General features: G+C 68.6%; 27 protein-coding genes, 1 tRNA gene and 2 pseudogenes. 21 read left to right on the top strand and 9 right to left on the bottom strand.

Annotated elements, in window-relative coordinates:
- Positions 1 to 102 precede the first annotated feature (102 nt).
- Positions 103 to 1,206, bottom strand: a pseudogene (locus G4G29_RS22055) (ATP-binding cassette domain-containing protein); the annotation flags it as partial.
- A gap of 169 nt (positions 1,207 to 1,375) precedes the next feature.
- On the opposite strand from G4G29_RS22055, the gene G4G29_RS11505 reads away from it, so the two are divergent.
- The 9 genes from G4G29_RS11505 (at position 1,376) to G4G29_RS11470 (ending at position 9,631) form a co-directional block, all read left to right on the top strand.
- On the top strand, positions 1,376 to 2,581 hold the full coding sequence (locus G4G29_RS11505; RefSeq protein ID WP_202045229.1) for a membrane dipeptidase: 1,206 nt from the start codon (positions 1,376 to 1,378) through the stop codon (positions 2,579 to 2,581).
- A complete protein-coding gene (locus tag G4G29_RS11500; RefSeq protein ID WP_183150222.1) occupies positions 2,581 to 4,200 on the top strand; it encodes an ABC transporter substrate-binding protein in 1,620 nt (539 codons plus the stop codon). Before G4G29_RS11505 ends, G4G29_RS11500 begins: the two co-directional genes overlap by 1 nt.
- Positions 4,201 to 4,232: 32 nt before the next feature.
- Complete coding sequence (locus tag G4G29_RS11495) at positions 4,233 to 5,195, top strand: ABC transporter permease (protein ID WP_183150221.1); 963 nt, start codon at positions 4,233 to 4,235, stop codon at positions 5,193 to 5,195.
- A 111-nt stretch (positions 5,196 to 5,306) separates the two neighbouring features.
- Positions 5,307 to 5,363 (top strand): hypothetical protein, encoded by a 57-nt coding sequence (locus G4G29_RS22050; protein ID WP_244632588.1) that lies wholly within the window; start codon positions 5,307 to 5,309, stop codon positions 5,361 to 5,363.
- Positions 5,364 to 5,395: 32 nt separating this feature from the next.
- A complete protein-coding gene (locus tag G4G29_RS11490; RefSeq protein ID WP_244631934.1) occupies positions 5,396 to 6,091 on the top strand; it encodes an ABC transporter permease in 696 nt (231 codons plus the stop codon).
- 9 nt (positions 6,092 to 6,100) lie between these two features.
- Entirely contained in the window at positions 6,101 to 7,279 is a 1,179-nt protein-coding gene (locus G4G29_RS11485; RefSeq protein ID WP_183150220.1) for a Xaa-Pro peptidase family protein, read from the top strand.
- A gap of 29 nt (positions 7,280 to 7,308) precedes the next feature.
- The gene (locus G4G29_RS11480; RefSeq protein ID WP_183150219.1) at positions 7,309 to 8,208 is read left to right on the top strand and encodes an alpha/beta hydrolase; all 900 of its coding nucleotides are present in this window, start codon (positions 7,309 to 7,311) and stop codon (positions 8,206 to 8,208) included.
- 23 nt (positions 8,209 to 8,231) lie between these two features.
- Complete coding sequence (locus tag G4G29_RS11475) at positions 8,232 to 9,239, top strand: Lrp/AsnC family transcriptional regulator (protein WP_244631932.1); 1,008 nt, start codon at positions 8,232 to 8,234, stop codon at positions 9,237 to 9,239.
- A 107-nt stretch (positions 9,240 to 9,346) separates the two neighbouring features.
- Positions 9,347 to 9,631 carry a hypothetical protein gene (locus tag G4G29_RS11470; protein WP_183150218.1) on the top strand — a complete coding sequence of 95 codons (285 nt, stop codon included), beginning with the start codon at positions 9,347 to 9,349 and terminating at the stop codon, positions 9,629 to 9,631.
- Between the two features lie 78 nt (positions 9,632 to 9,709).
- On the opposite strand, the gene G4G29_RS11465 is transcribed toward G4G29_RS11470, so the two are convergent.
- Both G4G29_RS11465 and G4G29_RS11460 read right to left on the bottom strand, forming a co-directional pair.
- Positions 9,710 to 10,120: a CueP family metal-binding protein gene (locus tag G4G29_RS11465; RefSeq protein WP_244631930.1), complete on the bottom strand. Its 411-nt coding sequence runs from the start codon at positions 10,118 to 10,120 to the stop codon at positions 9,710 to 9,712.
- 281 nt (positions 10,121 to 10,401) lie between these two features.
- Complete coding sequence (locus G4G29_RS11460) at positions 10,402 to 10,992, bottom strand: DUF305 domain-containing protein (protein ID WP_183150217.1); 591 nt, start codon at positions 10,990 to 10,992, stop codon at positions 10,402 to 10,404.
- A gap of 599 nt (positions 10,993 to 11,591) precedes the next feature.
- Between G4G29_RS11460 and G4G29_RS11455 the strand changes: the two genes are divergently transcribed.
- Positions 11,592 to 11,957, top strand: a complete 366-nt coding sequence (locus G4G29_RS11455; protein ID WP_183150216.1) for a cupin domain-containing protein — start codon at positions 11,592 to 11,594, stop codon at positions 11,955 to 11,957.
- Between the two features lie 37 nt (positions 11,958 to 11,994).
- Here G4G29_RS11455 and G4G29_RS11450 read toward each other — a convergent pair whose 3' ends face one another.
- A complete protein-coding gene (locus G4G29_RS11450) occupies positions 11,995 to 12,171 on the bottom strand; it encodes a hypothetical protein (RefSeq protein ID WP_183150215.1) in 177 nt (58 codons plus the stop codon).
- Positions 12,172 to 12,365: 194 nt separating this feature from the next.
- Positions 12,366 to 12,438 (bottom strand) — tRNA-Ala (locus tag G4G29_RS11445).
- 135 nt (positions 12,439 to 12,573) lie between these two features.
- Between G4G29_RS11445 and G4G29_RS11440 the strand changes: the two genes are divergently transcribed.
- Positions 12,574 to 13,659, top strand: a complete 1,086-nt coding sequence (locus G4G29_RS11440; RefSeq protein ID WP_183150214.1) for an NAD(P)-binding domain-containing protein — start codon at positions 12,574 to 12,576, stop codon at positions 13,657 to 13,659.
- On the opposite strand, the gene G4G29_RS11435 is transcribed toward G4G29_RS11440, so the two are convergent.
- A complete protein-coding gene (locus G4G29_RS11435; protein ID WP_244631928.1) occupies positions 13,646 to 14,671 on the bottom strand; it encodes a DUF2804 domain-containing protein in 1,026 nt (341 codons plus the stop codon). The genes G4G29_RS11440 and G4G29_RS11435 overlap by 14 nt on opposite strands.
- Before the next feature lie 104 nt (positions 14,672 to 14,775).
- Here G4G29_RS11435 and G4G29_RS11430 point away from each other — a divergent pair, with 104 nt between their 5' ends.
- The 4 genes from G4G29_RS11430 to G4G29_RS11415 are packed head-to-tail and all read left to right on the top strand — an operon-like array spanning position 14,776 to position 18,011.
- Positions 14,776 to 15,567, top strand: a complete 792-nt coding sequence (locus tag G4G29_RS11430) for a hypothetical protein (RefSeq protein ID WP_183150212.1) — start codon at positions 14,776 to 14,778, stop codon at positions 15,565 to 15,567.
- Entirely contained in the window at positions 15,564 to 16,091 is a 528-nt protein-coding gene (locus tag G4G29_RS11425) for a hypothetical protein (protein ID WP_183150211.1), read from the top strand. The genes G4G29_RS11430 and G4G29_RS11425 overlap by 4 nt, the downstream gene beginning before the upstream one ends.
- A gap of 28 nt (positions 16,092 to 16,119) precedes the next feature.
- Complete coding sequence (locus G4G29_RS11420; RefSeq protein ID WP_183150210.1) at positions 16,120 to 16,776, top strand: SDR family oxidoreductase; 657 nt, start codon at positions 16,120 to 16,122, stop codon at positions 16,774 to 16,776.
- 26 nt (positions 16,777 to 16,802) lie between these two features.
- The gene (locus G4G29_RS11415; protein WP_244631927.1) at positions 16,803 to 18,011 is read left to right on the top strand and encodes a glycoside hydrolase family 3 N-terminal domain-containing protein; all 1,209 of its coding nucleotides are present in this window, start codon (positions 16,803 to 16,805) and stop codon (positions 18,009 to 18,011) included.
- A 3-nt stretch (positions 18,012 to 18,014) separates the two neighbouring features.
- On the opposite strand, the gene G4G29_RS11410 is transcribed toward G4G29_RS11415, so the two are convergent.
- The 3 genes from G4G29_RS11410 to G4G29_RS11400 all read right to left on the bottom strand — a co-directional run bounded on the left by G4G29_RS11410 (position 18,015) and on the right by G4G29_RS11400 (position 20,609).
- Entirely contained in the window at positions 18,015 to 18,893 is an 879-nt protein-coding gene (locus G4G29_RS11410; RefSeq protein ID WP_183150209.1) for a 3-methyladenine DNA glycosylase, read from the bottom strand.
- 15 nt (positions 18,894 to 18,908) lie between these two features.
- Positions 18,909 to 19,721, bottom strand: a complete 813-nt coding sequence (locus tag G4G29_RS11405) for a phosphatase domain-containing protein (RefSeq protein ID WP_309491573.1) — start codon at positions 19,719 to 19,721, stop codon at positions 18,909 to 18,911.
- Positions 19,722 to 19,937: 216 nt separating this feature from the next.
- A complete protein-coding gene (locus G4G29_RS11400; protein ID WP_183150208.1) occupies positions 19,938 to 20,609 on the bottom strand; it encodes a DedA family protein in 672 nt (223 codons plus the stop codon).
- Between the two features lie 41 nt (positions 20,610 to 20,650).
- Here G4G29_RS11400 and G4G29_RS24035 point away from each other — a divergent pair, with 41 nt between their 5' ends.
- From G4G29_RS24035 to G4G29_RS11380, 6 genes and pseudogenes are all read left to right on the top strand, one after another.
- Positions 20,651 to 21,343: a hypothetical protein gene (locus G4G29_RS24035; protein ID WP_309491572.1), complete on the top strand. Its 693-nt coding sequence runs from the start codon at positions 20,651 to 20,653 to the stop codon at positions 21,341 to 21,343.
- Positions 21,344 to 21,431: 88 nt separating this feature from the next.
- Positions 21,432 to 21,710 carry a chorismate-binding protein gene (locus tag G4G29_RS24030; RefSeq protein ID WP_345941060.1) on the top strand — a complete coding sequence of 93 codons (279 nt, stop codon included), beginning with the start codon at positions 21,432 to 21,434 and terminating at the stop codon, positions 21,708 to 21,710.
- Positions 21,707 to 21,979, top strand: a complete 273-nt coding sequence (locus G4G29_RS24025; protein WP_345941059.1) for a chorismate-binding protein — start codon at positions 21,707 to 21,709, stop codon at positions 21,977 to 21,979. The genes G4G29_RS24030 and G4G29_RS24025 overlap by 4 nt, the downstream gene beginning before the upstream one ends.
- Positions 21,980 to 22,004: 25 nt before the next feature.
- Positions 22,005 to 24,588: pseudogene (leuS, locus tag G4G29_RS23430) on the top strand (leucine--tRNA ligase).
- 138 nt (positions 24,589 to 24,726) lie between these two features.
- The gene (locus G4G29_RS11385) at positions 24,727 to 25,326 is read left to right on the top strand and encodes a ComEA family DNA-binding protein (protein WP_183150207.1); all 600 of its coding nucleotides are present in this window, start codon (positions 24,727 to 24,729) and stop codon (positions 25,324 to 25,326) included.
- Complete coding sequence (locus tag G4G29_RS11380) at positions 25,323 to 26,930, top strand: ComEC/Rec2 family competence protein (RefSeq protein WP_244631925.1); 1,608 nt, start codon at positions 25,323 to 25,325, stop codon at positions 26,928 to 26,930. The genes G4G29_RS11385 and G4G29_RS11380 overlap by 4 nt, the downstream gene beginning before the upstream one ends.
- Positions 26,931 to 26,951: the final 21 nt, after the last annotated feature.

The following is a 26,951-nucleotide window of genomic DNA, read 5'->3' as shown; positions in this document are numbered from 1 at the left end:
TCGCGGGGAACCGGTGCGCGTGGCCGCGAGGGGTTCGGCGATGATCTGCTGCACGGTCATCCGCGGGTTGAGAGACATGTACGGGTCCTGGAACACCATCTGCACCCCTCGTCGCAGGATCTTCCTGTCCTGCAGACGGCCGCGTGTCACGTCCTGGTCCCGATAGCGCAGCGTGCCCGCATCCGGTGCATCGAGGCCCACCAGCATCCGGGCCAGCGTCGACTTCCCGCTGCCCGACTCGCCGACGATCGCGAGGATCTCGCCCTGCCGGAGCTCGAGGTCGACCCCGGCGACCGCGGCGACGCGGTGGGCGCGTCGCCCGCTTCCCGAGCGGAACGTGCGCTCGAGGCCACGACCTTCCAGGATGGGCGCCGTGCCGTCGTCGTCGGCAGCCGCGCTCACCTCGCGCGGCATCGAGTCCAGGAGCTGGATCGTATAGGGATGCTGCGGCTTCGTGAGCACGTCATCGGCCGTGCCGGACTCGACGATGCGACCCGTGCGCATGACCGCGACCTGGTCTGCGACCTCCATCACGACACCCAGATCGTGCGTGATGAGCAGGATCCCCATGCCGAGTCGTTCCCGCAGCGACAGCAGCAGATCGAGGATCTGCGCCTGCACCGTCACATCGAGTGCCGTCGTCGGCTCATCCGCGATGATGAGATCGGGATCCAGGGCGATCGCCATCGCGATCAGGATGCGCTGGCGCTGGCCGCCGGAGAACTGGTGCGGGTAGTCGTGCACGCGCTTGTCGGGGGTGGGGATGCCGACGAGACCGAGCAGTTCCACCGCGCGCTCTTCGGCGGCGCGCCGGCTGATGCCGCGGTGAGCGCGGATGAGGTCGATGATCTGGTCGCCGATGCTGAGGACCGGGTTCAACGCGGAGAGCGCGTCCTGCATGACCAGGCTCACCTGCACGCCCCGCAGGCGGCGATGCTGCTCCGGCGAGAGCGAGAGGAGGTCCGTTCCGCCGAGTGCCATGGTGGTCGCCTCGACGTCTCCGTTGTCGATGAGGCCCATGATCGCCCGGGCGGTCATCGACTTGCCCGACCCTGATTCGCCCAGCAGTGCGAACACCTCGCCTCGGCGGACGGCGATGTCGATCCCGTCGACGACGCGATTGTGACGGCCATCGCCGGTCAGGGTGACGGTGAGTCCCTCGACGTCGAGGACGACGGCGTTCGCGGTGTCGGAAGTGTTCTCCATGGATGCCATCATGCCAGCTTCCGAGTTCTGAATTGTTTCGAACAGGAAACATTTCAGCCGAAGATAATCACAAGAGTTGACTTCTATGCCGAATTCCTCCAGATTCGAGGAATCTCCCGCTCGTCGATCGGGAGTGGCATCCGCATCATCGAACCGAAGGAGCGCATCCGTGCTCGAAGAAGCAGGCCGGTACACCGGCTACACCGCCTACGACTACCTCGAAGCTGGCAAGGACTACCGCGAGTTCCGCTATGCCAAGCAGATCGGCCGCGTGCCGGCGTACGACCTCGGCCTGAGCGACGCGCAGCAGGAACGCACCGAGCGCCTGCTCCGTGAAGAGACCGTGATCTCGCTGCATGAGCACGTGCAGGTGTTCCCCGAGGACATGGGCGAACTCCGCGACCACATCCGTCAGGGCCGCGAACCCACCGGCTACCAGGGCCTCGCCCGCTCCGGTCTGACCGCCGTGTTCGACAACGGTATGGACGGCACCTGCTGCATCTCCAGCGACGCCGGATGGAAATACCAGGACGTGCTGTTCGACCTGGGCGTGCGCATGGCCGACCTCGCGCATCAGGACTTCGTGATCAAGGCCGAGTCGATCAAGGACATCCGCCACGCCGCCGAGACCGGTCGTGTCGCGCACATCTTCGCGCTCGAAGCCTCGACCATGATCGAGAACGAGGTCGACCGCCTCGACGTGCTCTACGGCTTCGGCGTGCGGCAGATGGGCATCGCCTACTCCGAGGCCAACATGCTCGGCGGCGGGCTCAAGGAACGCGGCGACGGCGGACTCACCTACTTCGGCGAGCGCGCGGTCGAGCGGATGAACAAGCTCGGCATCGCCATCGACATCTCGCACTCCGGCGATCAGACCTGTCTCGATGTGATCGCGCATTCGAAGAAGCCGGTGTTCATCACGCACGCCGGCGCCCGCGGGCTGTGGCCGACGAACCGGATGAAGACCGACGAGACGATCATCGAGTGCGCGAAGCGCGGTGGGGTGATCGGCATCGAGGCAGCTCCCCACACGACCATCTCGCCCCAGCACCCGAAGCACTCGCTGGAGTCGGTCATGGACCACTTCCAGTACTGCGTCGACCTGGTGGGTCTGGAGCACGTCAGCTTCGGTCCGGACACCCTGTTCGGCGACCATGTCGGCCTGCACGACGCGTTCTCCTCGAACCTGTCGCTCGGACAGGCGCACGCCAACGTCGACTATGAGAAGCAGCCGTACGTCGACGGCATCGAGAACCCGGCCGAGGCCTTCTACAACATCATCGGCTGGCTCGTGAAGCACGACTACTCCGACGACGAGATTCGCGCCGTCGTCGGAGGGAACACCATGCGCGTACTCGAGGAGGTCTGGGTCTGATGAAGTACAGCAAGTTCCTCGCCCTCGGCGCGGCCACGGTTCTCGCCGTCGGTCTCGCCGCGTGCGCCCCGTCCGCGCCGGAACCGGGGGAGTCGTCCGGCTCCACCGGTCCCAGCGATGAGACGCTCAGCATCGGCACCACCACCGATGTCGTCAACTTCAACCCGGTGCTCGGCAACAGCCGCACGGACTCGTGGATCACGAACCTGATGTATCCGCACCTGCTGAGCATCAGCGACGACGGCACCAAGGAAGCCCACGTGGCCACCGACTGGGGCTACGTCGACGACACCACGGGGTTCTACGAGATCCGCGACGACCTCACCTGGAGCGACGGCGAACCGCTGACCGCCGAGGACGTGGCCTGGACCCTGAACGCGGTCAAGCGCGATCAGGCGCCCGGCACGTTCTACGGACAGCTCGGCAATCTCGAGACCGCGACGGCCGTCTCCGACACCAGGGTCGAGCTCACGCTCACGCAGCCGGACTCGTCCATCATCGACGAGATCGGGTTCTGGGGCGTCGTCGTCCCTCAACACGTGTTCGAGCCGAAGGGCTCGATCGCCGAATTCGCGAACGACGGCAGCGACGGCCGCTGGGTGGGCATGGGGCCGTTCATCATGAGCGACTTCCAGGTCGGCCAGCACTACACGCTCGAGCGCGTCGAGGACTATCCCCTCGTCGACGGCGGCGTTCCCGGCCCCGCCGAGGTCGTCTACCGCGTGTACCCGGATGTGAACACCGAGATCCTGGCGCTGCAGAGCGGCGAGATCGACGTGATCGCCAACGCCCTGCCGCCCGCACAGGTCGAGCAGCTCAGCAGCACCGACGGCCTCCAGGTCATCGAGGCTCCCGGCCTCGGCTACGCGCACCTCGTCTACAACATGGACAAGCCCGACCTCGCGAAGACCGAGGTGCGTCAGGCGCTCGCCCATGCGGTCGACTATGACGCGATCCGTACCGTGGTGCTGCAGGGCCAGGCCGTGTCGACCGGGTCCAGCGCGCTCATGCCCGTGCTCGCCAAGTACTACGACGACTCGGTGACCGAGTACGAGTTCGATCCGGAGAAGTCGCGCTCGTTGATGGAGGAGGCCGGTTACACCGCCGGTTCCGATGGCACCTTCCCGGTCTCGTTCCGGCTGATCTACTCCCTGCAGGACAGCGTGACGAGCCAGTGGGCGCAGATGGTCAAGGACAGCGCGGCCGAGGCCGGCATCACGATCGCGCTGCAGGGCACGGAGCGGAACACGTACCTCTCGATGACCAACGAGGGCGACTACGACATCTACGCCGGCAACTTCGCCATCATGGACGACCCGGTGACGAACTTCGCCCTCTCGTACCTGCCAGGCGGCGCGATCAACTACACGCACGTGGACGACGCCGACCTGAACGCCCTGATCGAAGAGGGCATGGTCACGTTCGACGAGGACGAGAAGATCTCGATCATGCGCGAGGCGAACAAGATCGTCCACGAGCAGGTCTACGACAACATCATGTACACGCAGAATCTGTTCTTCGCGGCCAGCGACGAATGGGCCGGCTTCATCTCGAAGCCGAGCGAGCTGCTCTCGATCGTGAACCCGCTCTCGCTCGCGAGCGCACACCCGGTCGAGTAACCACCACCGCACTCTCGAGGAAGGTCGCCCGGGTGTCCCGAGCATCGTTCATACTCCGTCGCGCAGGGAGAGGTCTGCTCACGATCTGGTTCGCCGTGACCGTGACGTTCCTGCTCCTGCGCCTGCTCCCCGGCGATCCGGCCCTGGCGCTGGCGAGCCCGAACATGACGGACGACATCCGGGCGACCATCCTCGAGCAGTACGGGCTGGACCAGCCCCTGATCGTGCAGTACGGCTTGTACATGTGGCAGCTGCTGCAGGGGAACATGGGGATCTCGTTCACCCAGTCGATCCCGGTCACCGATGTCCTGCTGCAGCGACTGCCGTGGACCCTGCTGCTGACGATCACCGCGCTGGTGCTCACGATCGTCATCGGCGTCCCGCTCGGGGTCGCGGCCGCCTCGCACAAGGGACGCTTCATCGACAGGGCGGTGCAGGTCGTCGGCGTGACGGGACAGTCGCTGTTCGTCCCCAGCGTCGCGATCCTGCTCCTGTTCGTCTTCGGCCTGAACCTCGGCTGGTTCCCGATCGGCGGGGCGTACACCAACAACACCTACGGCTTCGAGTGGTACCTCAGCGTCGCACAGCACCTCGTGCTGCCCGCCGTGTCGCTCATGCTGATCCAGGTCGGCTCGTACGTGCTCACGATGCGCTCGACGTTGATCGAGACACTCGGCGAGGACTACATCCTCCTGGCGAAGGCCAACGGCATCCGCGGCGGTCGCATCCTCTGGAAGCACGCGCTGCGCAACGCCCTGCTGCCGACGACGACGCTGATCGGTCTGCAACTCGGATTCCTGGTCGGCGGTGCCGTGCTCACCGAGACGGTGTTCGCCTATCCGGGGATCGGCCGCGGCATCTACGAGGCCGTCACCCAGCTCGACTTCCCCGTCCTGCAGGGAGCGTTCCTCATGCTCGCCGTCACCGTGGTCGTGGCGAACACGATCACCGACATCATCTACGGCTACCTGGACCCGAGAGTGAAGACCTCATGACCGCTCCGATGCCCTCCTCAGAGACCCTCGCCCCGAGCGAGCCGACCGCCGCGGGGGAGCGAGCGGGCGAGCGCCCACACCTGGCGTGCGTTCCGCCGCGACCCGCTCGGCATGATCTCCCTCGGGCTGCTCGTGCTGCTCGTGATCGTCGCCCTGGCCGCCCTCTGATCGCACCGTACCCGGCCAGCTACGGCCCCGACGTGCTGCGTCCGCCGAGCGGTGATCACTGGTTCGGCACCGACGCGCTCGGCCGCGACGTGTTCTCCGAGGTGATCTGGGGGACGCAGCAGAGCGTGCTCGTCGCGGTCGCCGCATCCGTGATCGCGATCGTGTTCGGCACGATCATCGCCGTGCTCGGCGCCTACTTCCGCCGACTCGACAGCGTCATCAGCGTGATCGTCGACATGACGCTCTCGCTGCCGGTGCTGCCGCTCATGATCCTGATCGCCGCCCTGGTCGGGCCGAGCACATCGACGATCATCTTCGTGGTCGCGGCGTTCTCCTGGCCCGAGGTCACGCGCCTCGTGCGATCGCAGGCCCTGACCGTGGTCGGCCTTCCCTACGTCGACGCCTCGCGGTTGATGACGACCTCCCCCGTGTGGATCATCACCAGGCACGTCCTTCCGGCGGTGACACCCGTGGTGGTGGTGTCCGTGGTCGTGACCGCGTCGCGGGCCGTGCTCTCGGCGGCAGGACTCGCGTTCCTCGGCCTCGGCGACCCGACGACCTGGTCGTGGGGTCGCATCCTGTACGAGGCTCAGCAGGCCGGCGCGATGGTGAGCGCGTGGTGGCTGACGCTCTTCCCCTCCATCGCGATCCTTATCCTGGTGCTCTCCGCGACCCTCCTCTCGATCGCCTATAACGACGCGCGCAACCCGCGTCACCTCGCCCGATAGGAGCATGAGATGGCCGAATTCGATCAGCGGCTCGCACCCGAGTTCTTCGACCGCGTGCAGGCACGTGTGCGTGCGCAGATGGCGGAGGAGGGGTTCGACGCCTTCCTCACCGATCATCCGGAGGACATCGCGTACCTCACCGGCTTCTTCCACCACCCCTCAGAGCGTCCGGTGGCGATATGGATCGAGGCCACCGGCCGCATCGTGATGCTGCTGCCGGAGCTGGAGCGGGAGTACGCGGACTCGCAGTCGTCCAGGGCCGAGCTCGTCGCCTTCTTCGAGTACCCGGGCGTGGTCGCGCCGTTCGAGGTGCTCGCCGCCGCGGTGATGCCGCGCGGGCGGGTCGGCTTCGCGTCGACGATGCCGTACCAGCGGCTGTCCGCGGCGCAGGCCGCCATGGGGCAGGCGGCACTCGTCCCTTCGGACCTTCTCACACGGATCCGGTACGTCAAGTTCCCCGAGGAGGTGGCGCTGCACCGCGAGGCGGCACGGGTCACGGATCGGATGCTGGACGCCGGTGTGCAGCTGGTGGTTGATGCTGTTACCGCCCGGGGCGAGCTCCCCACCGAGGCCGAGCTCGAGCGCCATGTCACCGCGACGGGCACGGGCATCATGTACGCCGAGCACCGCAACGTGGTGGTGGCTTCGCTCTTGGCGGGCGGCCTGGTGTACTCGGGGGCGAACTCCGCGTTCCCGCACGGCCTGCCGTCGGTGAACCGCCTCAAGGCGGGAGACACCTTCATGCTCTCGCTCGGGTGCGCGGTCGGCGGCAGGTTCATCGAGGGCGAGCGGACCTTCGTGCTCGGGGAGCCGACCGCCGAGCAGCGGCGCTATCACGACACGATCCACGCGGCACAGCTGCGCGGACGCGAGACGATCCGCGCCGGACTCGAGTGCCGCGAGGCGAACCGGCTCTGTCTCGACGTGATCCGCGACGCCGGGCTCGGCGAGTTCATCCGCCATCGCCAGGGGCATGGCATCGGACTCGGCATGCACGAGGCCCCGTGGCTGGAAGACGGCGACGCCACGCTGCTGCAGGAGGGCATGGTCGTCTCCAACGAGCCGGGCATCTACGTCCCCGGCCATGCGGGGTACCGCATCAGCGACAGCATGCTCGTGACCGCCACAGGTGCCGAGCCTCTGACCACCTTCCCCCGCAGCCTCGACGACTGCATCATCGCGCTCTGACGCCCCGGAACCGAGAGAGAGACCACGACATGACATCCACCCCGCCCGTATCCCCGGAGTTCGCCGCAGCGACCAGCGCCCACGAGTGGGTCGAGATCAACGGCAACCATCTCGCCGTCGAGGTGCTCGGCCCGGAGGGCGCGCCCGTCATCATCACGCACCACGGCGCACCGGGGCTCGGCTCCCGCGCGGAGCCTCGGGCCAGCTTCGGGCGCCTCGCCGACGAATACCGTGTCGTGGTGTTCGATGCTCGCGGGAGTGGCCAGAGCGAGGGCGAAGGCACCTACAGTCACGAGCAGTGGGCCGCCGACATCGACGGTCTGCGGGAGTGGATCGGCGCCGACAGGATCGCGATCGCCGGCGGCTCGTACGGCGGCTTCATGGCGATGGAGTACGCGTTGCGGTACCCGGATCGGGTGGCTGCGATGGTGCTGCGGGACACATCTCCCGACAACTCCAACGCTCACCTTGCGCGCGAGAACGCCCTGGCCTCCGACCGCGTGACGATCGACATGGAGAAGTTCGATCGCATCGACGTCGGTCAGGTCCGCGACGACGAGGACCTCAAGGACTGCTGGCGGGAGATCCTGCCGCTCTACGACTTCACCTACGACCCGGAGGCCGTCGAGCGGAAGGTGCAGGCGACGCCGTACCGGTACCGCGCCCACAACTACGCCTTCTCGGTGAACCTCCCGAACTACGACCTCAAGCCGCGACTGCCCGAGATCGGTGTGCCGACACTCATCACGGTGGGGCGGACGGACTGGATCACGCCAGTATCGTGTAGCCAGACGATCGCCGATCTCATCCCGGACTCCGAGATGGTGGTGTTCGAGAAATCGGGGCACTCCCCGCAGATCGAGGAGGCAGAGGCGTGGACGAAGACGGTGCGCACGTTCCTGCACCGGGTGTACCCGCCGACCCGATGAGCGGTATCCACCTGACGAGGGAAGTGAGCGACCTCGACCGCCGGATCGTCGTCGCGTTGCAGCAGGACGGACGGGCGAGCTGGACCTCGATCGCCGAGTTCGCCGGTGCTCCGGTGTCCACCGTCACGCGCCGCGGTCAGCAGCTGCTCGCTGAGGGACTGGTGCGGGTCGGGATCGTGCCGACGCTCGGCAGCGAAGGCCACGTGGAGACGTTCTTCGTGCGGATCAACTGCACCCCGGGCTCTCAGCTGGGCGTCGCGCAGGCGCTGATCGGGTCGCCGTACGTGCGATTCGTGACGCTGGTCACCGGGAAGTTCGACGTCTTCGCCGAGGTCGTGATCCCGGGTGACTCCGCGACGTACGCGCACGTGCTCACCGACCTGCAGGCCATACCGGGAGTCGAGCGCTGGCGCAGCGATCTCGTCGTGCACACCTACAAGGTGAGCTTCGACTGGGGGCGGCAGCTCTACGACGCACATGCCGAGGCCACGACCGACCCGCAGTCGTACATGCCGGCGCCCAACACCTGCGATCCGACGCACTTCGACGACGCCGACCGGGCGATCGTCGAAGAACTGCGTCACAACGGCAGGGCGTCGTTCCAGTCCATCGGCGACACGCTCGACATGAACGAGAGCAGCGTTCGTCGCCGGTACGAGCGGATGCGCAACGCGGGCTGCCTGACCACGGTGACGATGGTGCCGGCATCCGCACTGGGGATGAGCGCCGAGACGCTGCTCATCCTGCGGGTCGAGCCCTCGCGGATCGCGGCGGTGGCGCAGACGCTCGCCCACCACGTATCGGTCCGATTCCTCGCGGCCGCCCTGGAGGAGAACTCGCTGTACTGCGAGATCATCCTGCCGAGCACCGAGACGCTGCACGACTTCCTCACCGGGACGATCGCGCATCTCAAGGGCGTCCGCGGGTGGAACGCGGCGATGGAGCTGGTCTTCATGAAGCGCGGCTTCATCGAGACGCCGTGGTGGCGTGCGCAGGTCGCGTCCGCCGGCGGGGTCGAATCCGTGTCGTAGCGGCGATCGTCCGCCCACCGCATCCTCGGCGCGCGGTGTCAAGGGGCTTCCCCAGCCACGGTCAGGGCCGCACTCTTGAGGAAGAGAGAGTCCTGGAGGGCCCCCAGATGTCTGAACTTCCGGATCCGCGGTTCATCTTGAACCGCATCACCGCGTCGGAATGGGTGATCAACGATCTTCGCTACGCACCCAACGATCCGCGACATGTGGTCGCCTGCGTGTACGAGCTCGCCGAGACCGAGGTCGAGGTGACCTGGCTGCGCGACCTTCCGCTCGCGAGCCGTTACGGGACCGTCTTCGAGGTGCTCGAAGACGTCGAGAGGATGCGAGGGTCGAGCAGGGCGACACGCCCGATCTCGATCGCCCATCGTCCGCCGCTCGCGACCACGTAGCCGCCGCGCCGAGAGCTGTGGCAGAAGCGCGCCTCCTCGATCGTCGAGGAGGCGCGCTTTCCTCTTCGTCCGCGATTCTCAGACCAGCTGCAGGTTCGTGATGCAGGTCGGATCATCGGGTGATGTGGTGGAGATCGGCGCGCTCCCTGTGCGTCCGGCGTGCTCGATCGTGAGTGTTGCCGAGACGCCGCGGGGCACCCAGAGTCCCGCGAAGCCGTTGTCGTACGTGCGCCGTGTCTCGTCGATCAACACCTCTCCGTCGTCGCCGGTCAGGATGACGCGGAGCTCTGTGTCGGCGAGTTCTCCGACACAGGTGGTGAGGCTGTGGAAGTGGCACTCGTGGGTCTGTTCGCGGAACGGCGCGACGGAGATGTACACCTCGTCCGCGGGGAGAGGCATGCGCGTCTCTCGTCCTGTGTCATCGCGTAGCACGAGGGAGTCCGGTTGCACCGACGCGAGCAGGTCGGTCGGGCGGTCCTCGATCGGCATCGCGTCGAGCCGTTCGATGACCTCTCCGACGTCGAGGCCTGCGAGGTCATAGCGGGCGAGGATCTCGTCCGCAGGTGCGGGTCCGGCGGCCTCCGGGGCGGGGGCGGCGCATCCCCGCGAGGGTGAGGCCGGCGACCGCCAGCACGGCGAGCACTGCCGACATCCTCCATCGGCGAGAGGATACGGGAGACGTGGGCCCGGGGTTGTTCATGGTGTGGTCCTTCGTACGGGGTGGGGCCGATGCCGGCCGAACGCTCCGGCACCGGCCCCGTCGAGCGTCGTCAGAGAGCGGCCAGGAGGTCCTTCATCTCCTGGATCTCCTGGTTCTGGGCGTCGATGATCGCCTGGGCGAGCTCGACCGCTTCGGGGTTCTCCCCGTCGTCGACCTGCGCCTGGGCCATCTCGACCGCGCCCTCGTGGTGCACGATCATCTGCTCCAGGAACAACCGCGACGCCTCAGCGCCGTCGGCGGCCTGGAGGGCGGCGAGGTCGTCGTCGCTCATCATCCCGTCGCCGTGGTCCATCCCGACGGCGTCGCGGTCCTCGGCCTCGACGCCCCACTCGTCCAGCCAGCCCTCGAGCTGCTCGATCTCGGGGCCTTGCGCATTCTTGATGCGCTCGGCGAGGGCGGTCACCGCCGGGTCTACGTCCTCCGCGGCGAGCACGATGTCGCTCATCTCGATCGCCTGCTCGTGGTGCACGATCATCATCGAGCCGAACATCACGTCGGCGTCGTTCGCCTCGGTGGATGCGGCGCTCGAGCCATGGTCCATGCCGGGCGTGGAGCCGTCATCGGCGCCATCGGCGCAACCGGACAGGATCAGGACGGCGGACAGGGTGAGTGCGGACACGGCCGCAGCACGAATCTTCATGTGTTCTCCAAATGTGCATAGTCGTCAGCGCGGCCGGATGGCGTCGCGCCGGTGCGAGCGGTGAGCCTGGCGTGGGAACGTCGGCTCGTGTCGGCTCAGGTACGACTGATGCAGAGAACGTGCAGAGAGGGCGCGTGGGGAGGACCCGCGCCCCGGCACCCCGTCGAGAGGCGACCAGAGAAACAGTCGCGTCCATGCCCGCAGGAGGTGCGGCGGGGCGACCAGGAGCAGGAGCAGCAGGAGAGCGAGCACACACGCCATCGCCATGCCCGCGTGATCGTCGGTTCCGCACCCCGCACAGGACATGTCGCGGTCGCCTGACCCGTGACCGGAGTCGCGCCGCCGCGCTGACGTGGTGTGCCGCAGCCGGCTCGGAGACGGACGCCGAGAGAGACGTAGGGGCGTCCGCCGCTGCGGTGCCGTGCAGATTCAGGGTGTGCATCGCCAGGAGACCGACGATGATCCCGGTGGCCAGCAGCCCGACCAGCAGCACGCCCTGGAAGACGCCGCGAAAGCTCTTCCCGGGTCGTGTCGCCAACGCGGAAGCCATGTCTGGAAGTCTACGTGCGTCGTGCGGGCGCCCGGATAGGCTCGAGTGCATGGCAGACGACGTCCGCAACGTGCACGAGGCCCTTTCCGCGATCACCGAGCACTGGCAGCCGCATCGGCTGACGAGCATCAACGACTACGACGTCAAGGTCGTCAAGCTTCAGGGCGAGTTCGTCTGGCACACGCACCCCGACACCGACGAGCTGTTCCTCGTGGTGAGCGGGCAGTTGACCATCCAGCTCCGCGATCGCGATGTCGTCCTCGATCCGAACGACGTGTTCGTGGTCCCGCGCGGTGTCGAGCATTGCCCGAAGGCCACAGAGGAGGTCCACGCGATCCTGTTCGAGCCGAAGGGCACGGTCAACACGGGGGACGCAGGCGGAGACATGACGTCGGATCTGCGGGAGCTCTCCTGACGCCCGGACCTGACGCTCAGACGCTCGGACCTGACGCTCAGACGCCCGTGTCCTCGTCGTCTCCGGCGGCGACGCGGTCGGCCTCGGCACTGTCGATCAGAGCATCGTCGACGTCCTGATCGAGAACGCGCTCCCCGTCCACTTCTCGGGTGGGCACTTCGTCGTTGCCACCAGTGGACACCGGGGGCACGGGAGGGATGAGGGGATTCGACATGAGCGCTTCCTTTCGTCGGATGCCGCTCACGGTACGTCGCCCGTCATGCGGACGCGATCGGGTTGACGCGCACCCAGGAGCGCGGTAGACGCAGCAGCCCCGGTCTCACGGCTTCAGGTGCCTGGCGAGGTCCGCGAGCGACGAAACAGGATCCGCAAACGAAGAAAGCCCCCGGATATCCGGGGGCTTCTCGGTGGACCTGAGGGGACTCGAACCCCTGACCCCCTGCATGCCATGCAGGTGCGCTACCAGCTGCGCCACAGGCCCAAACGCCGCTCCGAAGTAGCCGGAGCAACTTGAAAAGAGTACTACACGAGTCAGCGCCAGCACCAATCGGTGCGGAGCGCCCGGGAGTGTCGTCGTCGCCGGAACATCCCCGACCTTCTGGGCGTTCTGTTCATCGTGAGCATCCTCGACAGTCTGGTGATCGGCGCAGGGCAGGCCGGTCTCTCGGCGTCGTTCCACCTCTCCCGGCTGGGCATCTCGCATGTGGTGCTGGACGCGAACGAGCGTCCGGGTGGCGCCTGGCAGCATCGGTGGGACGCGCTCACGATGCAGGATGTGCACGGCGTCGCAGAGTTGCCGGGCGACAGTCCTCCGCCGCGAGACACCGCACGCGCCAACGCGGCCGTCCCCGCGTACTTCGGCGCCTATGAGCGGGCGCATGCGCTCCCCGTGCTGCGTCCGGTGCACGTCGAACGGGTCGAAGACCAGGGCGGAATGCTCGTCGTACGGGCGCACGAGGGGGAGTGGACGACACGCACGCTCGTGAACGCCACCGGAACGTGGTCGCATCCGTTCCTGCCGCACTTCCCCGGGATGGAGACGTTCCTGGGCGAGCAGCTGCACACCGTGGACTACCCGGGGCCGGAGCACTTCGTCGGCAAGCGGGTCCTCGTCGTCGGAGGCGGAGCGTCGGCCGTGCAGTTCCTCGGCGCCCTCGCGCCGCTCACCGAGACGCTCTGGGTCACCCGCCGCGAGCCGGTGTGGCGGAACGACGACTTCACCCCCGAGGCCGGGGCGGCGGCCGTGGCCCTCGTCGAGAAGCGTGTCGCCGCAGGGCTCCCGCCCGAGAGCGTGGTCAGCGTCACCGGGCTCATGCTGCGTCCGCAGGAGCGCGAAGCCGAGCGCCTCGGCGCCTACGCCGCTCGACGGCCGATGTTCCAGCGCATCGAGCCCGATGGCGTGCGGTGGGCCGACGGGAGCTTCGAGCGCGTCGATGTGATCCTGTGGGCGACGGGTTTCCGGCCGGCGATCAGTCACCTCGCGCCCTTGCGCCTGCGGACCGCGGCAGGTGGCATCCAACTCGACAGGAACGGCCGCGGCACGACCGCCGTCGTGGACCCGCGGGTTCAGCTCGTGGGGTACGGACCCTCGGCGAGCACGATCGGCGCCAACCGTGCGGGGCGCTCGGCGGCGAAGGGCGTGCAGCGGGCACTGCGGTCCGCAGACGCGACCGTCACCACCGGGGCCGTCACCAGCGGTTGAGGACTTCCTCCGCGAATCCCTCGATGCCGTCGACGCGCACGCGGGCCCCGGTGTCGTCGGTCACCCACCCCGACCATACGCCGAACAGCTGATCTGTCCTGCTCGCGATGACCACGGCGTCGGTGCGCGAGCGCTTGTCGTAGAACGGGGTGAAGGCGAGATCGGCGGTCGTCCCGTGCACATGCCAGGGCTTCATGAAGGCCTGCGGGTCGTAGTCCCAGACGAGCTCTTCGCTGATCTTCGACAGGTGGCCGTCGACGAGCAGCGCGTTCTCGGTGGCGCCGGAGCCATCCGTCCACTTCGCGCCGAGCTGCAGACCGATCACGCGACCGTCGACGAGTCCGCTCCCTGCCGCCCAGTTCCAGTGCACGCGGTAGGGCCAACGTCCGCGGCCGTGGTCGAGCACCGCCCAGCTCCCCGGCGGCACGTCATGCGGGGTGCCGTCGATCGTGACGGTTCCGGTGACCGGCCGCGCCACATCCTTGACGGTGTACTGGAAGCGGGAGATCTCGTCTCCGCGCCGCCACGGCACCACGACGCCGAGGGACTCGTGCCCCGGCGGGCGGGTCGCGAGCATGTCGAACGACACGCGAGGAGCGGTTCCGCGCAGCCGAGTGCCGTCGAACGACTCGTCGACGTCCAGGGTGATCCGGCGGGTGCGTGCGCGGGCGGGCCCGTCTCCGAGCGACGGCGGGAGCGTGGCGCTGCGCCCTCCCGGTGAGATCGTCGTCGTGCCGATCTCCTCGCCGGTCGCCCGGTCCAGCACCCACACCTCATGCAACGCCATGTAGTCGACGCACGAGACGGTGAACGCGATGATGTGGGACGCCGTCATGACGTTCCAGTACTCCCACCGCTTGTTGCGGCCCCAGTGCCCACGTCCGGGGATCCCCGACGTGTCGTGCAGCGGCGTCCGCGACCAGCCCAGCGCGTCGTGATTCAGACTTCCGTCGGCGGTGGTGAGGGCGACGGGCGCGGTGATCTCGCGCTCGATCAACGGTGTGGGCATCATCGTCCTGGTGTCGAGGGGGCGCCGTGTCGGGTCGGCGTTGAGCCGAGTGTAGAGGACGAGGGCGTGGGCCGGAGCCGGAGTGATGCATCGGTACGCTGATCGTCATGCTCCGCATCATCCTCCTCATCGTCTGGCTCCTCCTGTCGGCGTGGCTCGCGATCTGGGTCGGGGAGGGGCTCTTCGGGGTCGACCAGCGACACTCGATCCTGCCGTTCGCCGGAGAGGACACGCTCGGCGCTCCGATCATCATCGGCGTCGCGTGGGGACTGCTGCTGACGTTCGGCGGAATGCTCTCCGGACTCGGGCGTCGGAGGAGCGTCCGAGGTGAGGCGCAGATCGGGGTCGGCACGATCGTCGAGGTCTCCCGCACCGGGGTGACGGTGAACGACGTCCCGCAGTACGACATGTTCATCCGCGTGACGCCGAGCACGGCTGAGGAGTTCATCGGGCAGTTGCGGATGCTGGTGGATGCGTCCGAGATCGGCACGCTCCAGGTGGGACTCCCCGTTCCGGTGCGCTACAGCCTGACCGACCAGGACACGGTCGAACTCGCCGACCTCAGCGACCCCGAGGTCCGCGACGCGATGCTGCAGTGGCGGATCGATCGCGGCCTGATCGATCCGACCCAGGTGCGGGCGCGAACGAGCGGCATCCCGGTGCCCGCCTCGGTGCTGGAGGTGCGCCCGACCGGTCGACGACGGGAGGGGCAGAGCGAACTCGCGCTGCGCGTGTTGATGGCTCCCGAGGACGCGGCGACCTGGGAGGCCGACACCACGGTGTTCGTGTACCCGCAGGCGATCCCGCATCTCCAGGTCGGTGCTCCCGTGTGGGCGTATTACCGGCGGGAGGACCCGCAGACCGTCGCGGTGACGATCGAGAAGGAGGCGACGCGATGAATCCGATGGACACGCTCATCTGGCTGGTCGATTTCCCGGCGTCGCACGGCTATGCCGTCGTCTTCATCGCGGGGTTCTCCACGCTCGGTCTGTTCGCGCTGTCGGCGCGGGGCGCGGTGCCCGGTGAGGCGCTGCGTCGTGTCCGCGAACGCGAGGGCCTGCTGCGCTCGGCAGGCCGCCCCCGAGGAGAGATCGGGGGCCGTGTCTTCCGTGTCGCGGCCCGGTTCCTGGCCTTCCTGATGGTCGGCTCGCTCGCGATCGGCATCCTCAGCCTGACCGGTGTCCCCGTCACGCGTGCCTACATCCACGACCACGGCCGTCCGACGACCGCGACGATGGACGGAGACTGGGTGACCTTCACGACCGCGGAGGGTGTGGAGTACACGCTCGAGAGCAACTTCTTCACGCCCGCCGTGTATCCCGACCGGGATGTCTACCTTCCCAGCGGTGAACCGGTCGTCGTGCGCTACCTGCCGAGCCACCCCCAGGCGTTCGTGATCGACAGCGAGCAGACCCCGCGCTGACGTCGGGACGGGCGCGTAGGGTGAAGGTATGTCGCGCATCATCGTCTTCGGCGGCCACGGCCGCATCGCCCTCCTGCTCGCACCGCTGCTCGTCGCTCAGGGCGATGAGGTCACGGGAGTGATCCGCAACCCGGAGCACGCGCCCGAGGTCGAAGCGGGTGGAGCACGAGCGCTCGTCGCCGACGTCGAGAACATGGACGTCGAGGCGCTCGCCGAGATCATCCGCGGGCACGATGCCGTCGTCTGGTCGGCAGGTGCCGGCGGCGGATCGCCCGAGCGCACCTACGCGGTCGACCGCGACGCGGCTCAGCGGTCGATGGACGCGGCAGAGCGCGCCGGCGTCCGCCGCTACGTCATGGTCTCGTGGCTCGGCTCCACTGCCGATCACGGTGTTCCCGAAGGCGACTCGTTCTACCCCTACGCCGACGCCAAGTGGGCTGCAGACGAGCACCTGCGCGCGAGCGGCCTCGAAGGTACGATCCTCGGCCCCGGCACGCTCACATTCGACGCCCCCACCTCGCGCATCCGGATCGACCCGGACGGAAGCGGTGCGGTGTCGCGCGCGGATGTCGCCGCGGTCATCGCAGCAACACTCCACGCGCCGTGCACGATCGGGCGCACGATCCGCTTCGGCAACGGCGACCCGGAATCGTCGGTGCCCATCACCGAGGCGCTCGGTTGCTGACGCGGCGTCCGCGCGCAGGAGTCCTCATGTCCCGGTACCGCAGACGGACGGCGGGGGCGGTGGTCATCGCTGCGATGGTCGGCCTGTGCGCCACGACCACGGCGTCGGCATCCGTCGTTCCTGCGACATCGACCCCGGCTCCCGTTCCGGCCGCGACGTCGAGCACGACTCCGGCCACGACGCCATCCGCGCGCGCTGCTTCGCTGGTGCAGGGGATGACGGTGGCCGAGCAGGCGTCGACCGTGGTCATGGGGCACGTCGCGGGAACCGATCCGGCGGCGCTCCGCGCCTATATGGAGTCAGGGCTCGGCGGCTTCATCCTGATGGGGGCGAACATCCCGGAATCCGAGGCCGCACTGCAGGGCCTGACGAGCGCGCTGACCCTCGATCCCCGACTTCCTCCACTGATCGCCGTCGACCAGGAGGGGGGAATCGTGTCGCGCCTGCACGGCGACGACTTCGCGGCCTCGACGTCGCTCAAGAATCGTCCGGTCTCCGACACGGCGGATGCGTTCTCGGCGCGCGGTGCCCTGGTCGCACGCGCGGGCATCACGGTGAACTTCGGGACCGTGGCGGATTTCACCCCGGATGCGGGCAGCTTCATCTATGGTCGGGCGCTCGGCACCGACGCGGTCGGCGCTGCAGACAGGGTCGCGGCTGCGACGGCGGCGCAGGAGCAGTTCGTCGCGTCCACCCTGAAGCATTTCCCCGGACACGGTGCCGCGCCGGGAGACTCCCATCACGCGATCCCCACGACGGACAGGGGACTCGACCAGTGGCGCGAGACGGAGGCTGCCCCCTTCCGGGCGGGTATCGATGCGGGGGCGGATCTGCTGATGTACGGACATCTCGCCTACACCGCCGTCGATCCGCTGCCCGCGTCCCTCTCGCCGAGGTGGCACCAGATCGCCAGAGACGATCTCGGCTTCGAGGGGGTGGCGGTGACCGACGATCTCGGGATGCTGCTGTCGTCGGGGAATCCGGCCTACGCCGACCCGGTCGCGAACGGTGTGGCCGCGATCGCCGCCGGCAATGACCTGGTGCTCATGATCGCCGGCTCCGACACCCGGACGGCGCAGAACATGGCGGCGGGGATCGCGGCGGCCGTCGATGCCGGGACGCTGCCGGCGCAGAGGCTCGAAGAGGCTGCTGTCCGGGTGGTCACCCTCCGGATGCGGGTGGCGGCGAGCACCGCGCACTGGGCGGTGTGTCCCGACTGCGATCCCGTGGGGTGAGGCTCACGCCGCCTCGGGTGCGCCCTCGCCGAGCCAGGCGTTCAGCAGCGCGGTTCGCAGGGCGGCTCCGCGCTCCGCGAAACCTCGCTGTCGCCGCACGTACTCCGCCTTCCCCTCGGGCGTCTCGATCGGCACGGGAACGACGTCCCACGCGGCGAGGTCGTACGGCGCGGCCTGCATGTCGAGGAGACGGATATCGCGCGCGAGCTCGAACGTGTCGAGAAGGAGCTCGCCCGGGATCAGCGGCCCGAGCTTGGTGGCCCACTTGTACAGATCCATGCCCGCGTGGAGACACCCTGGCTGCTCGAACAGCGGCTGGTCGTCACGGCTCAACGGGGTGCGATTGCGCGGGACCGCTTGCGGGGTGAAGAACCGGAAGGCGTCGAAGTGCGTGCAGCGGAGGTCGTGGCTCTCGACGACCGCATCCGTGCCTGCCTGTCCGAGCCGAAGCGGCACGGCATGCCGATGCTCCTCCGCGCGATAGACCATCGCCCACTCGTGCAGCCCGAAGCATCCGAACTGTCCAGGACGGGATGCCGTGCGGCGCAGCATCCGCTCCACGAGGGCGGCGAGCTCGGGCTTGTCCGCGCCGAAGGAGTCGGCATCGGGGACGACGGACCCCTCCTCGGATCCGGGAGAGTACCAGCGCCACGAGAGACGCTCCCTGGCATCCTCCAGCTCGATCCCGGCACCCGGATGCCAGCGTCGCAGCTGCGCCGGCTTGAAGGAGTAGTAGGTGAAGAGGAAGTCCCACACGGGGTGCTTCTCGTCGTGCGCCGCGCGCCGGCGATGCGCAGCGGTCAGCGCATCCGCGCGCGCCTGATGCGTCTGCTCCCGCAGGAGCCATGATTCGCGGGTCAGCGCCCCGTCAGCGAGGTTCATGTCGACAGGTGCTCGTCAGCGCAGGATGCCGGCTTCACCGAGCAGATCTCGCAGCCCGGCGCCGTCCTCCGCGCTCACCCACGGCGCGACATCCTCGGAGTGCGGTTCCCGCCCCGCACGCCCGCCCGCGAGCACAGCCTCGGCGGGCAGAAGACGCCGGATGGCGACACCCGCGACCGATTCGGGGTGCTCCTCCATGAACTGGCTGTAGATGGCCTCGTCATGCTGACCGTCGTCGCCGATCAGGAGCCACTTCACGTCGGGGAACTCGGTGGCGAGCCGGCGCAGGTTGGTGAGCTTGTGCTCGCGGCCGCTGCGGAACCAACGCTCGTGCGTCGGCCCCCAGTCCGTGAGCAGCATCGACCCGGCGGGGAAGAGATGACGACCGAGGAAGCGCCACAGCGTCGGTGCGACGTTCCACGCCCCTGTCGACAGGTACACCATCGGTGCGCCAGGGTGCTGACGCAGCAGCTGGTCGAGAAGCACGGCCATGCCGGGGACAGGCAGACGCGCGTGCTCATCCAGAACGAAGGAGTTCCAGAACGCGATGAACGGACGAGGCAGCGCGGTCACCATCACCGTGTCGTCGACGTCGGACACGACGCCGAACCGCGTTCCCTCGGCCACGACGAACGCGCGCGCCTCGATCGGCTCCTGACCCTCGACCGAGAAGGTGAACGTCTGCCACCCCGGTTCGAGATCCACGCGGATCATCGCGTCCACGACGCCGCCGCGATCGGCGACCACCTGATGCGTGGTGTCGCCGAAGTGCACGCTCACCGAGGCGAAGCCGACCGGGATCCCGACGAAGCTCCGCCATCCGCGCACGCTCGCCGGCTCGCCGTCGCGGGTGCGACGCTGCGGGGGACGATCAGCACGCGGCCGACCACACGGACCCAGCCCGGCCCGCCGTAGCCGGGGAACGGCAGGATCGTCGCGACGCGGCCGCGACGGCGCGCGCGACCTTCTCGCCACACATGGAAGCGGTGTTCGAGTCGGGCGAACCAGTGGATCCGGGGCGCCGGGGGTGCGGATGCCATTGGTTCAGTCTTTCACGTCGGCGTCGACCTCCGCCTCCGGAGCCTCCAGGTGACGAGCCTCGAGGCGTTGCAGCAGCTTCTTGCCGAGGTAGGCGAGGAGCAGGAAGAGGGCGATGACCCCGACGAAGATGTACCCCGCGAAGTGCACCCGGTCGACGAGCTCGCGGAAGCTGCCGGCCGCGAGCGACGTGACGCTCACGTACGCGGTCGCCCAGAGAGCGCAGGCGGGGGCCGTCCATGCCAGGAACCGGCGATACGGGTACTCGCTCATGCCGACGGTGAGCGGGACCAGGGAATGGAGCACCGGCAGGAAGCGGGAGAGGAAGATCGCGATGCCCCCACGGCGGGCGAGGTAGTTCTCGGCGCGCACCCAGTTGTGCTCGCCGATCTTCCGCCCCAGCCAGGACACGCGGATGTGGGGGCCGAGCCAGCGACCGAGCCAGAACCCGATGCTCTCGCCGATCAGCGCGCCGATCACGACCGCGACACCCATCGCGATGCCTTCCCACACCGTGGCGACGCCCATCGAGGCGATGATGACGATGGTGTCGCCGGGGACGATCAGCCCGATCAGGATGCTGGTCTCCAGCATGACGGCGACACCGGCGACCAGAGTGCGCGTGACCGGATCGATCGACTGCACGGTGTCGAGGAGCCAGAGCAGGAGGTCGTCCACGTGATGAGAATACGGGAGCGGACCGGACCTAGGCTGGAAAGGTGCCGGAACAGCTGAGTGCGCGACCGCTTCCCGTCTGGGCGGAGCCGTCTGCGGTGTTCGCGATGCTCGAGGCGCGGGCCTCCGATGTGTTCTGGCTCGACGCGGGCGCGGAGGCGACGGAGGGGTGGAGCTTCGTCGGGACAGGGGAGCGCTCGACGGTTCCCGTCGACACGCGGCTCGACGTCACTCCCGCCGATGACGACGCATCCCTGCCGCCGTTCCGCGGCGGCTGGGTGGGCTGGCTCGACTACGAGAGCGGAGCCACCGCCGCCGGAGCTCCGATCGCCGGACCCGTCGACACCACGGGCGGGGCCTGGGTGAGGGCCACCCACGTCGTCGCCTTCGACCACGCTCGCCGGCAGACCTGGGCGCTTTGTGATGACGGGGAGATCGAGACCTGGGCGGCGGACACCCTCCGTGCAGGGGCTCCCGCCGAGGGCATCGCTCCGCCACGCGAAGACCTCGGAGACCTCCATCTGGTCGCCGAGCCCCGACACGATCCCCAGGAGTACGAGGCGCTGATCGAACGGTGTCGAGACCTCATCCGCGCCGGCATCGCCTACCAGCTGTGTCTCACGACCCGCTTCACCGTCGCCGGCGTCCACGATCCGGTCGCCGTGTACGCCAGACTCCGATCCGCGACCCCGGCGCACCACGGGGATTCGTCCGCATCGGCGACCGCACCCTGTTGAGCGCGAGCCCCGAGCAGTTCCTCCGCGCCGAAGGGGAGTCCTCCGCACGCGCCCCATCAAGGGCACCCGTCCCCGCGGTGCAGACCCGGTGCAGGATGCCGCGCTCGCCGCGGAGCTCGCGGTCGACCGCAAGGAGCGGGCGGAGAACGTGATGATCGTCGACCTCATGCGCAACGACCTCTCGCGGGTCTGCGTGCCTGGCAGCATCCGCGTCGACGGGCTCTGGGTCGTCGAGAGCTATCCCGCCGTGCACCAGCTCGTGAGCACGGTGAGCGGTGTCGCAGCGGAGAGGACCACGGTCGGCGCGCTGCTCGACGCGACCTTCCCCGCCGGGAGCATGACGGGCGCCCCAAACTCTCGGCGATGACCAGGCTCCACGAGCTGGAGGGCGGACCGCGGGGTGTCTACGCCGGGTGCTTCGGCTACATCGGCGTCGACGGCGCGCTCGACCTCGCGATGGTCATCCGCAGCATCGTGATCGAACCGGAGCAGGCTGTCGTCGGCGCGGGCGGAGGCATCACATGGCTCTCGGTCGCCGCCACGGAGGTCGCTGAGGTCGCGACCAAGGCCAGGGCGCCGCTCGCGGCGTTGGGCGCCGGAATGCCCGCCCTCTGGGGTTCCGATATCCTGAACTGATCCCGCTTTTTCCATCAGATTGGTCGTGCGTTCGTTGTCTGAGAACCTGTCCACCGCTCCTGCCGACGACGAGACTCCGTCGGCGCACGCCATCCAGAAGAAGTGGCAGACGTACTGGGCGGAGAACGGGACGTTCCTCACCGGCGGCGACGACGACACACGACCGCGGCGCTACGTGCTCGCGATGTTCCCCTATCCCTCGGGCGACCTGCACATGGGGCATGCGGAGAACTACCTGTACTCCGACATCGTCGCCCGATTCTGGCGCCACCGCGGACACAACGTGCTTAACCCGATCGGCTGGGACTCCTTCGGGCTGCCCGCCGAGAACGCGGCGATCCGTCGCGGAGCCGATCCGCGCGAATGGACCTATCAGAACATCGCGCAGCAGAAGGAGGGATTCCAGGCCTATGGAGTCTCGTTCGACTGGACGCGTGTGCTGCACACCTCCGACCCCGAGTACTACCGCTGGAACCAGTGGCTGTTCCTCAAGCTGTACGAGCGCGGCCTGGCCTATCGGAAGAAGAGTCCGGTCAACTGGTGCCCCAACGACCAGACGGTGCTGGCGAACGAGCAGGTCGTCGACGGGCGCTGCGAGCGCTGCGGCGCCGAGGTCGTCAAGAAGAAGCTCACGCAGTGGTACTTCCGCATCACCGACTACGCCGACCGTCTGCTCGACGACCTGAACCAGCTCGAGGGCTTCTGGCCGCACAAGGTGCTGCAGATGCAGCGCAACTGGATCGGACGCTCGGTCGGCGCCGACGTCGACTTCGTGATCGAGGGCCGGGACGAGCCTGTCACGGTCTTCTCGACGCGGCCGGACACCCTGCACGGCGCGACGTTCTTCGTCGTGGCACCCGACTCCGACCTGGCTGCCGAGCTCGCCGCCGGTGCGCCGGACGAGGTGCGGCTGCGCTTCCAGACCTATCTGGAGCAGGTGCAGAAGGAGACCGACATCGATCGGCAGTCCACGGACCGCCCGAAGACCGGTGTCTTCCTGAGCGCTACGCGATCAACCCCGTCAACGGCGAGAGGCTGCCGGTGTGGGCGGCCGACTATGTGCTCGCCGATTACGGCCACGGCGCCGTGATGGCCGTCCCCGCGCACGACCAGCGCGACCTGGACTTCGCCCGCGCCTTCGACCTGCCCGTGAAGGTCGTCGTCGACACGACGGCACCGATCACGGGGGCGATGCCGGTGATCGAGGTCGACGAGGACGGGGTGCCGATCGACACGGGCGCCGCACTCGACGAGCAGAACCCGGCATCCACCGGAGTGGCGCTGACGGGCGAGGGTCGCATGATCAACTCGGGTGCGCTGAACGGCCTGTCCAAGCGGAACGCGATCGCGCGGGCGATCGAGCAGCTCGAGGCGTCGGGCACCGGACGTGCCGCGAAGAACTACCGTCTGCGCGACTGGCTCATCTCGCGTCAGCGTTTCTGGGGCACGCCGATCCCGATGCTGCACGCCGAGGACGGTCGGATCATCCCGGTGCCGGAGAACCAGCTGCCGGTGAAGCTGCCGAGCGTGGAAGGCCTCGACCTCGCCCCGAAGGGCACGTCGCCGCTCGGTGGCGCGGAGAGCTGGGTGCGCACGACCGACCCCGAGACGGGTGACCCCGTTCTGCGCGACCCCGACACCATGGACACCTTCGTGGACAGCTCCTGGTACTTCCTGCGGTTCCTCTCGCCGAACAGCGACACCGTGGCTTTCGACCCGGCGCAGGCCGACCGCTGGGCGCCCGTCGACTCGTACATCGGCGGGGTCGAGCACGCGATCCTGCACCTGCTCTACGCGCGCTTCATCACGAAGGTCCTGTTCGACATGGGGCTGATCGACTTCACGGAGCCGTTCTCGAACCTGATCAACCAGGGCATGGTCATCCTCAACGGCACCAAGATGTCGAAGAGCAAGGGCAACCTCGTGCTGTTCCAGGAAGAGCTCGACGCGCACGGCGCGGATGCGCTCCGCGTCGGTCTGGCGTTCGCCGGCCCGGTGGAAGACGACAAGGACTGGGCCGACGTCTCCACGACCGGCGCGCAGAAGTTCCTGGCGCGGGCCATGCGCATCGCCGGCGAGGTCTCCAGCGCGGTGGACGTGGTCTTCGACGGCGGAGACGCCGCGCTGCGACGTGCGACGCACAAGCTGCTGGCCGAGGCGCCCGCCCTCGTCGAGCAGACCAAGTTCAACGTGCTCGTCGCGCGTCTCATGGAGCTCGTCAACGTCACCCGCAAGACGATCGACGGCGCCGCGGGTGCCACAGACCCCGCCGTGCGCGAAGCAGCCGAGACGATCGCCGTCATGCTCGACCTCATCGCCCCGCACACGGCCGAGGAGATGTGGGAGATGCTCGGGCACGAGCCTTCCGTCGGCCTCGTCACCTGGCGCTCGGCCGACCCGGCCCTGCTCGTCGAGGATTCGGTCACCGCCGTGGTCCAGGTGGGGGCAAGGTCCGTGCACAGCTCGAGGTTCCGGCGCGCATCGGCGAAGCGGAGCTCGAAGCACTGGCCAGGGCCGACGAGCGCGTGATCCGCTCGATCGGCGACCGGGAGATCGTGAAGGTCGTGGTGCGGGCGCCGAAGATCGTCAGCTTCGTCGTCGAGGGCTGAGCGGACTTTCATGCCGGTCGATCCTGGGTGATCGCCGGCGCGGCGCCGCCGTCCTCCACAGCGGTCGATCCTGCCGGCTTGTCCACGCCGGCCGTCTCTCGGGTGAGAGGGGCCGGCGCACGCGCTTAGCGTGGCCGGATGACGTCCCCGCAGACTCCTCCACGTCCTCCTCGGCGTCGGCTGCGTCTGAGCGTCGGGGCCGCCGTGGTGCTCGCCCTGGTCGTGCTGTCGGCGGCTGTGGGGTTCGGTCTGCTGCGTGGCCAGGCGCCCCCGTCGGACTCCCTGTCGTTGACGGACGTCACGACGACCGACGCGCCCGCCGGTGAGCTCTATGTGCATGTGCTGGGCGCAGTCGCGCGGCCGGGGCTGTACGTCCTCGACCTGAACGCCCGCCTCGTCGATGCCGTCGCGGCTGCGGGCGGGACGACCGATGAGGCCGACCTCGCGGCGGTGAACCTCGCGCGCACTCTCGAAGACGGGGAACAGATCGTGGTGCCGACGGTCGGCGTCGCGACCGATGCTCCCGTCGCGGACGCACCCGGCGATGACCGGGTCGATCTCAACACCGCCGACCAGGGGGCGCTGGAGACCCTGCCGCGGATCGGCCCCGCGCTTGCCGAGCGGATCATCGCTTGGCGAGAGGACAACGGTCGGTTCCGGTCCGTCGACGATCTCTTGGCCGTCCCCGGCATCGGCGAGAAGCTTCTCGCCGGTCTGCGCGATGCGGTCAGGGTGTGAAGCCACGCGATCTGCGGCTCGTGCCGCTCGTCGTCGTGGTCTGGGGCGTCGCCCTGCTGTGCGTGCTGGTGCCGACCGTCGCGTGGGGCGTGGTGGCGGCGGGGCTCGCGGGGCTCGTGGTGCTCGCGCTGTTCGTTCGTTCTCGCCGTGGCAGGTCGTCCGTCGCGGCTGCCGGGCTCGCACTGCTGCTGCTGGCAGGTGGTGTCGGCAGCGCCCTCGCGGTCGGCATCGCCTCACCGGCCAGGGAGGAGGCGATGTCATGGGACGGTCGCGTCGTAGAAGTCACCGCCGACATCACTTCGTCGGCGTCGGTCGGACGCGACGGGCGGATGTGGGTCGAGGCGTCCACGTCCGCGATGGGTGCTCCCGGGCACCCGACGGCGCTGTCTTCGGCCGTGCGCATCGGGGCGCCCCCGATGGACGGACTCGATCTCGGGGCTCGGCTCCGCGTGGTCGGTGAAGCGGCAGTGACGGAACCGGGTGAGCGGTCGGCGCTGGTGATCTTCGCGAGCGAGACAGAGATCGTCGTGCCGGCGTCCGGGGTGTTCGGAGCGGCGGCGGCGCTCAAGCGCGCCTTCACCGAGCGATCGTCGCGGCTCCCGGAGCCCGGTGCCGGCCTCCTCCCGGGACTCGCGGTCGGCGACACCCGAGCGGTCTCGATGGAACTGAACGACGACATGCGTACGAGCGGGCTGAGCCATCTCACCGCCGTGTCCGGTGCCAACTGCGCCATCGTCGTCGGCGGGATCTTCTGGCTGGTGGCTCTATGCGGGGGCGGTCGCGCGATGCGAGCTCTTCTCGCACTCGTCGGTCTGGGCGGATTCGTCATCCTCGTCACGCCGGAACCGAGCGTGATCCGTGCGGCGGTGATGGCTGCGGTCGGGATGCTGAGCGTCCTGCTGGGCAGGCCGAGCGCCGGAGCAGGTCTGCTCTCCCTCTGCACGGTGGGGATACTGCTCGCCGATCCCTGGCTCGCGGCGACACCGGGGTTCGCCCTTTCCGTGGCGGCATCCGGAGCGCTCATCCTCCTCGCACGTCCGCTCGCCGGAGGACTCGGCAGAGTCATGCCTCGACCGGTGGCGATGGCGGTCGCCGTGCCGGTGTCGGCGCAGCTGGTCTGCGGGCCGATCATCGCTCTGTTCGCGGAGCAGCAGTCGTTGATCGGGATCGCAGCGAACCTCATCGCCGAACCCGCGGCTCCGATCGCGACCGTCGTCGGCCTCCTCGGCTGCCTCGCCGCGCCGGTGCCGCCGCTTGCCGACCTGCTCGTGTCATCCGCCTGGCTGCCAGCGGCGTGGATAGCCACGACGGCCACGACGACCGCTCGTCTTCCCGGCGCGCAGCTGCTGCTTCCGGCAGGGGTCGGGAGCGCTGCGCTGGTGGCACTCGTGAGCGGGGCGATCGCCGTCGTCGTGATCCGGCTGCCCGCAACAGGGCGAGGTCCGCGCGCCGCACGCGGGTTCGCGTTCGTGCGGCGCGCTGGTGCCGCGGTCGTGATCGTGGTGCTCACTGTCGGGGGCCCGCATCCTTCTCGACGGGCCGCTGGCGACGGCGACGGCGCCCGGTGGCTGGTCGATCGCGGCGTGCGACGTCGGGCAGGGTGACGCGATCCTGATCCGGTCGGC

The organism is Microbacterium sp. Se63.02b (assembly GCF_014171575.1).
GTDB lineage: Bacteria > Actinomycetota > Actinomycetes > Actinomycetales > Microbacteriaceae > Microbacterium.
This window is presented reverse-complemented; position numbering and strand designations above follow the sequence as displayed.

Excerpts from the sequence above, each read along its gene's own strand:
- G4G29_RS11500 (WP_183150222.1), top strand. The coding sequence starts at position 2,581 with ATGAAGTACAGCAAGTTCCTCGCCCTCGGCGCGGCCACGGTTCTCGCC.
- G4G29_RS11485 (WP_183150220.1), top strand. The coding sequence starts at position 6,101 with ATGGCCGAATTCGATCAGCGGCTCGCACCCGAGTTCTTCGACCGCGTG.
- G4G29_RS11480 (WP_183150219.1), top strand. The coding sequence starts at position 7,309 with ATGACATCCACCCCGCCCGTATCCCCGGAGTTCGCCGCAGCGACCAGC.
- G4G29_RS11470 (WP_183150218.1), top strand. The coding sequence starts at position 9,347 with ATGTCTGAACTTCCGGATCCGCGGTTCATCTTGAACCGCATCACCGCG.
- G4G29_RS11465 (WP_244631930.1), bottom strand. The coding sequence starts at position 10,120 with ATGCCGATCGAGGACCGCCCGACCGACCTGCTCGCGTCGGTGCAACCG.
- G4G29_RS11460 (WP_183150217.1), bottom strand. The coding sequence starts at position 10,992 with ATGAAGATTCGTGCTGCGGCCGTGTCCGCACTCACCCTGTCCGCCGTC.
- G4G29_RS11455 (WP_183150216.1), top strand. The coding sequence starts at position 11,592 with ATGGCAGACGACGTCCGCAACGTGCACGAGGCCCTTTCCGCGATCACC.
- G4G29_RS11450 (WP_183150215.1), bottom strand. The coding sequence starts at position 12,171 with ATGTCGAATCCCCTCATCCCTCCCGTGCCCCCGGTGTCCACTGGTGGC.
- G4G29_RS11435 (WP_244631928.1), bottom strand. The coding sequence starts at position 14,671 with ATGATGCCCACACCGTTGATCGAGCGCGAGATCACCGCGCCCGTCGCC.
- G4G29_RS11430 (WP_183150212.1), top strand. The coding sequence starts at position 14,776 with ATGCTCCGCATCATCCTCCTCATCGTCTGGCTCCTCCTGTCGGCGTGG.
- G4G29_RS11425 (WP_183150211.1), top strand. The coding sequence starts at position 15,564 with ATGAATCCGATGGACACGCTCATCTGGCTGGTCGATTTCCCGGCGTCG.
- G4G29_RS11420 (WP_183150210.1), top strand. The coding sequence starts at position 16,120 with ATGTCGCGCATCATCGTCTTCGGCGGCCACGGCCGCATCGCCCTCCTG.
- G4G29_RS11415 (WP_244631927.1), top strand. The coding sequence starts at position 16,803 with ATGTCCCGGTACCGCAGACGGACGGCGGGGGCGGTGGTCATCGCTGCG.
- G4G29_RS11410 (WP_183150209.1), bottom strand. The coding sequence starts at position 18,893 with ATGAACCTCGCTGACGGGGCGCTGACCCGCGAATCATGGCTCCTGCGG.
- G4G29_RS24025 (WP_345941059.1), top strand. The coding sequence starts at position 21,707 with ATGACCAGGCTCCACGAGCTGGAGGGCGGACCGCGGGGTGTCTACGCC.
- G4G29_RS11385 (WP_183150207.1), top strand. The coding sequence starts at position 24,727 with ATGACGTCCCCGCAGACTCCTCCACGTCCTCCTCGGCGTCGGCTGCGT.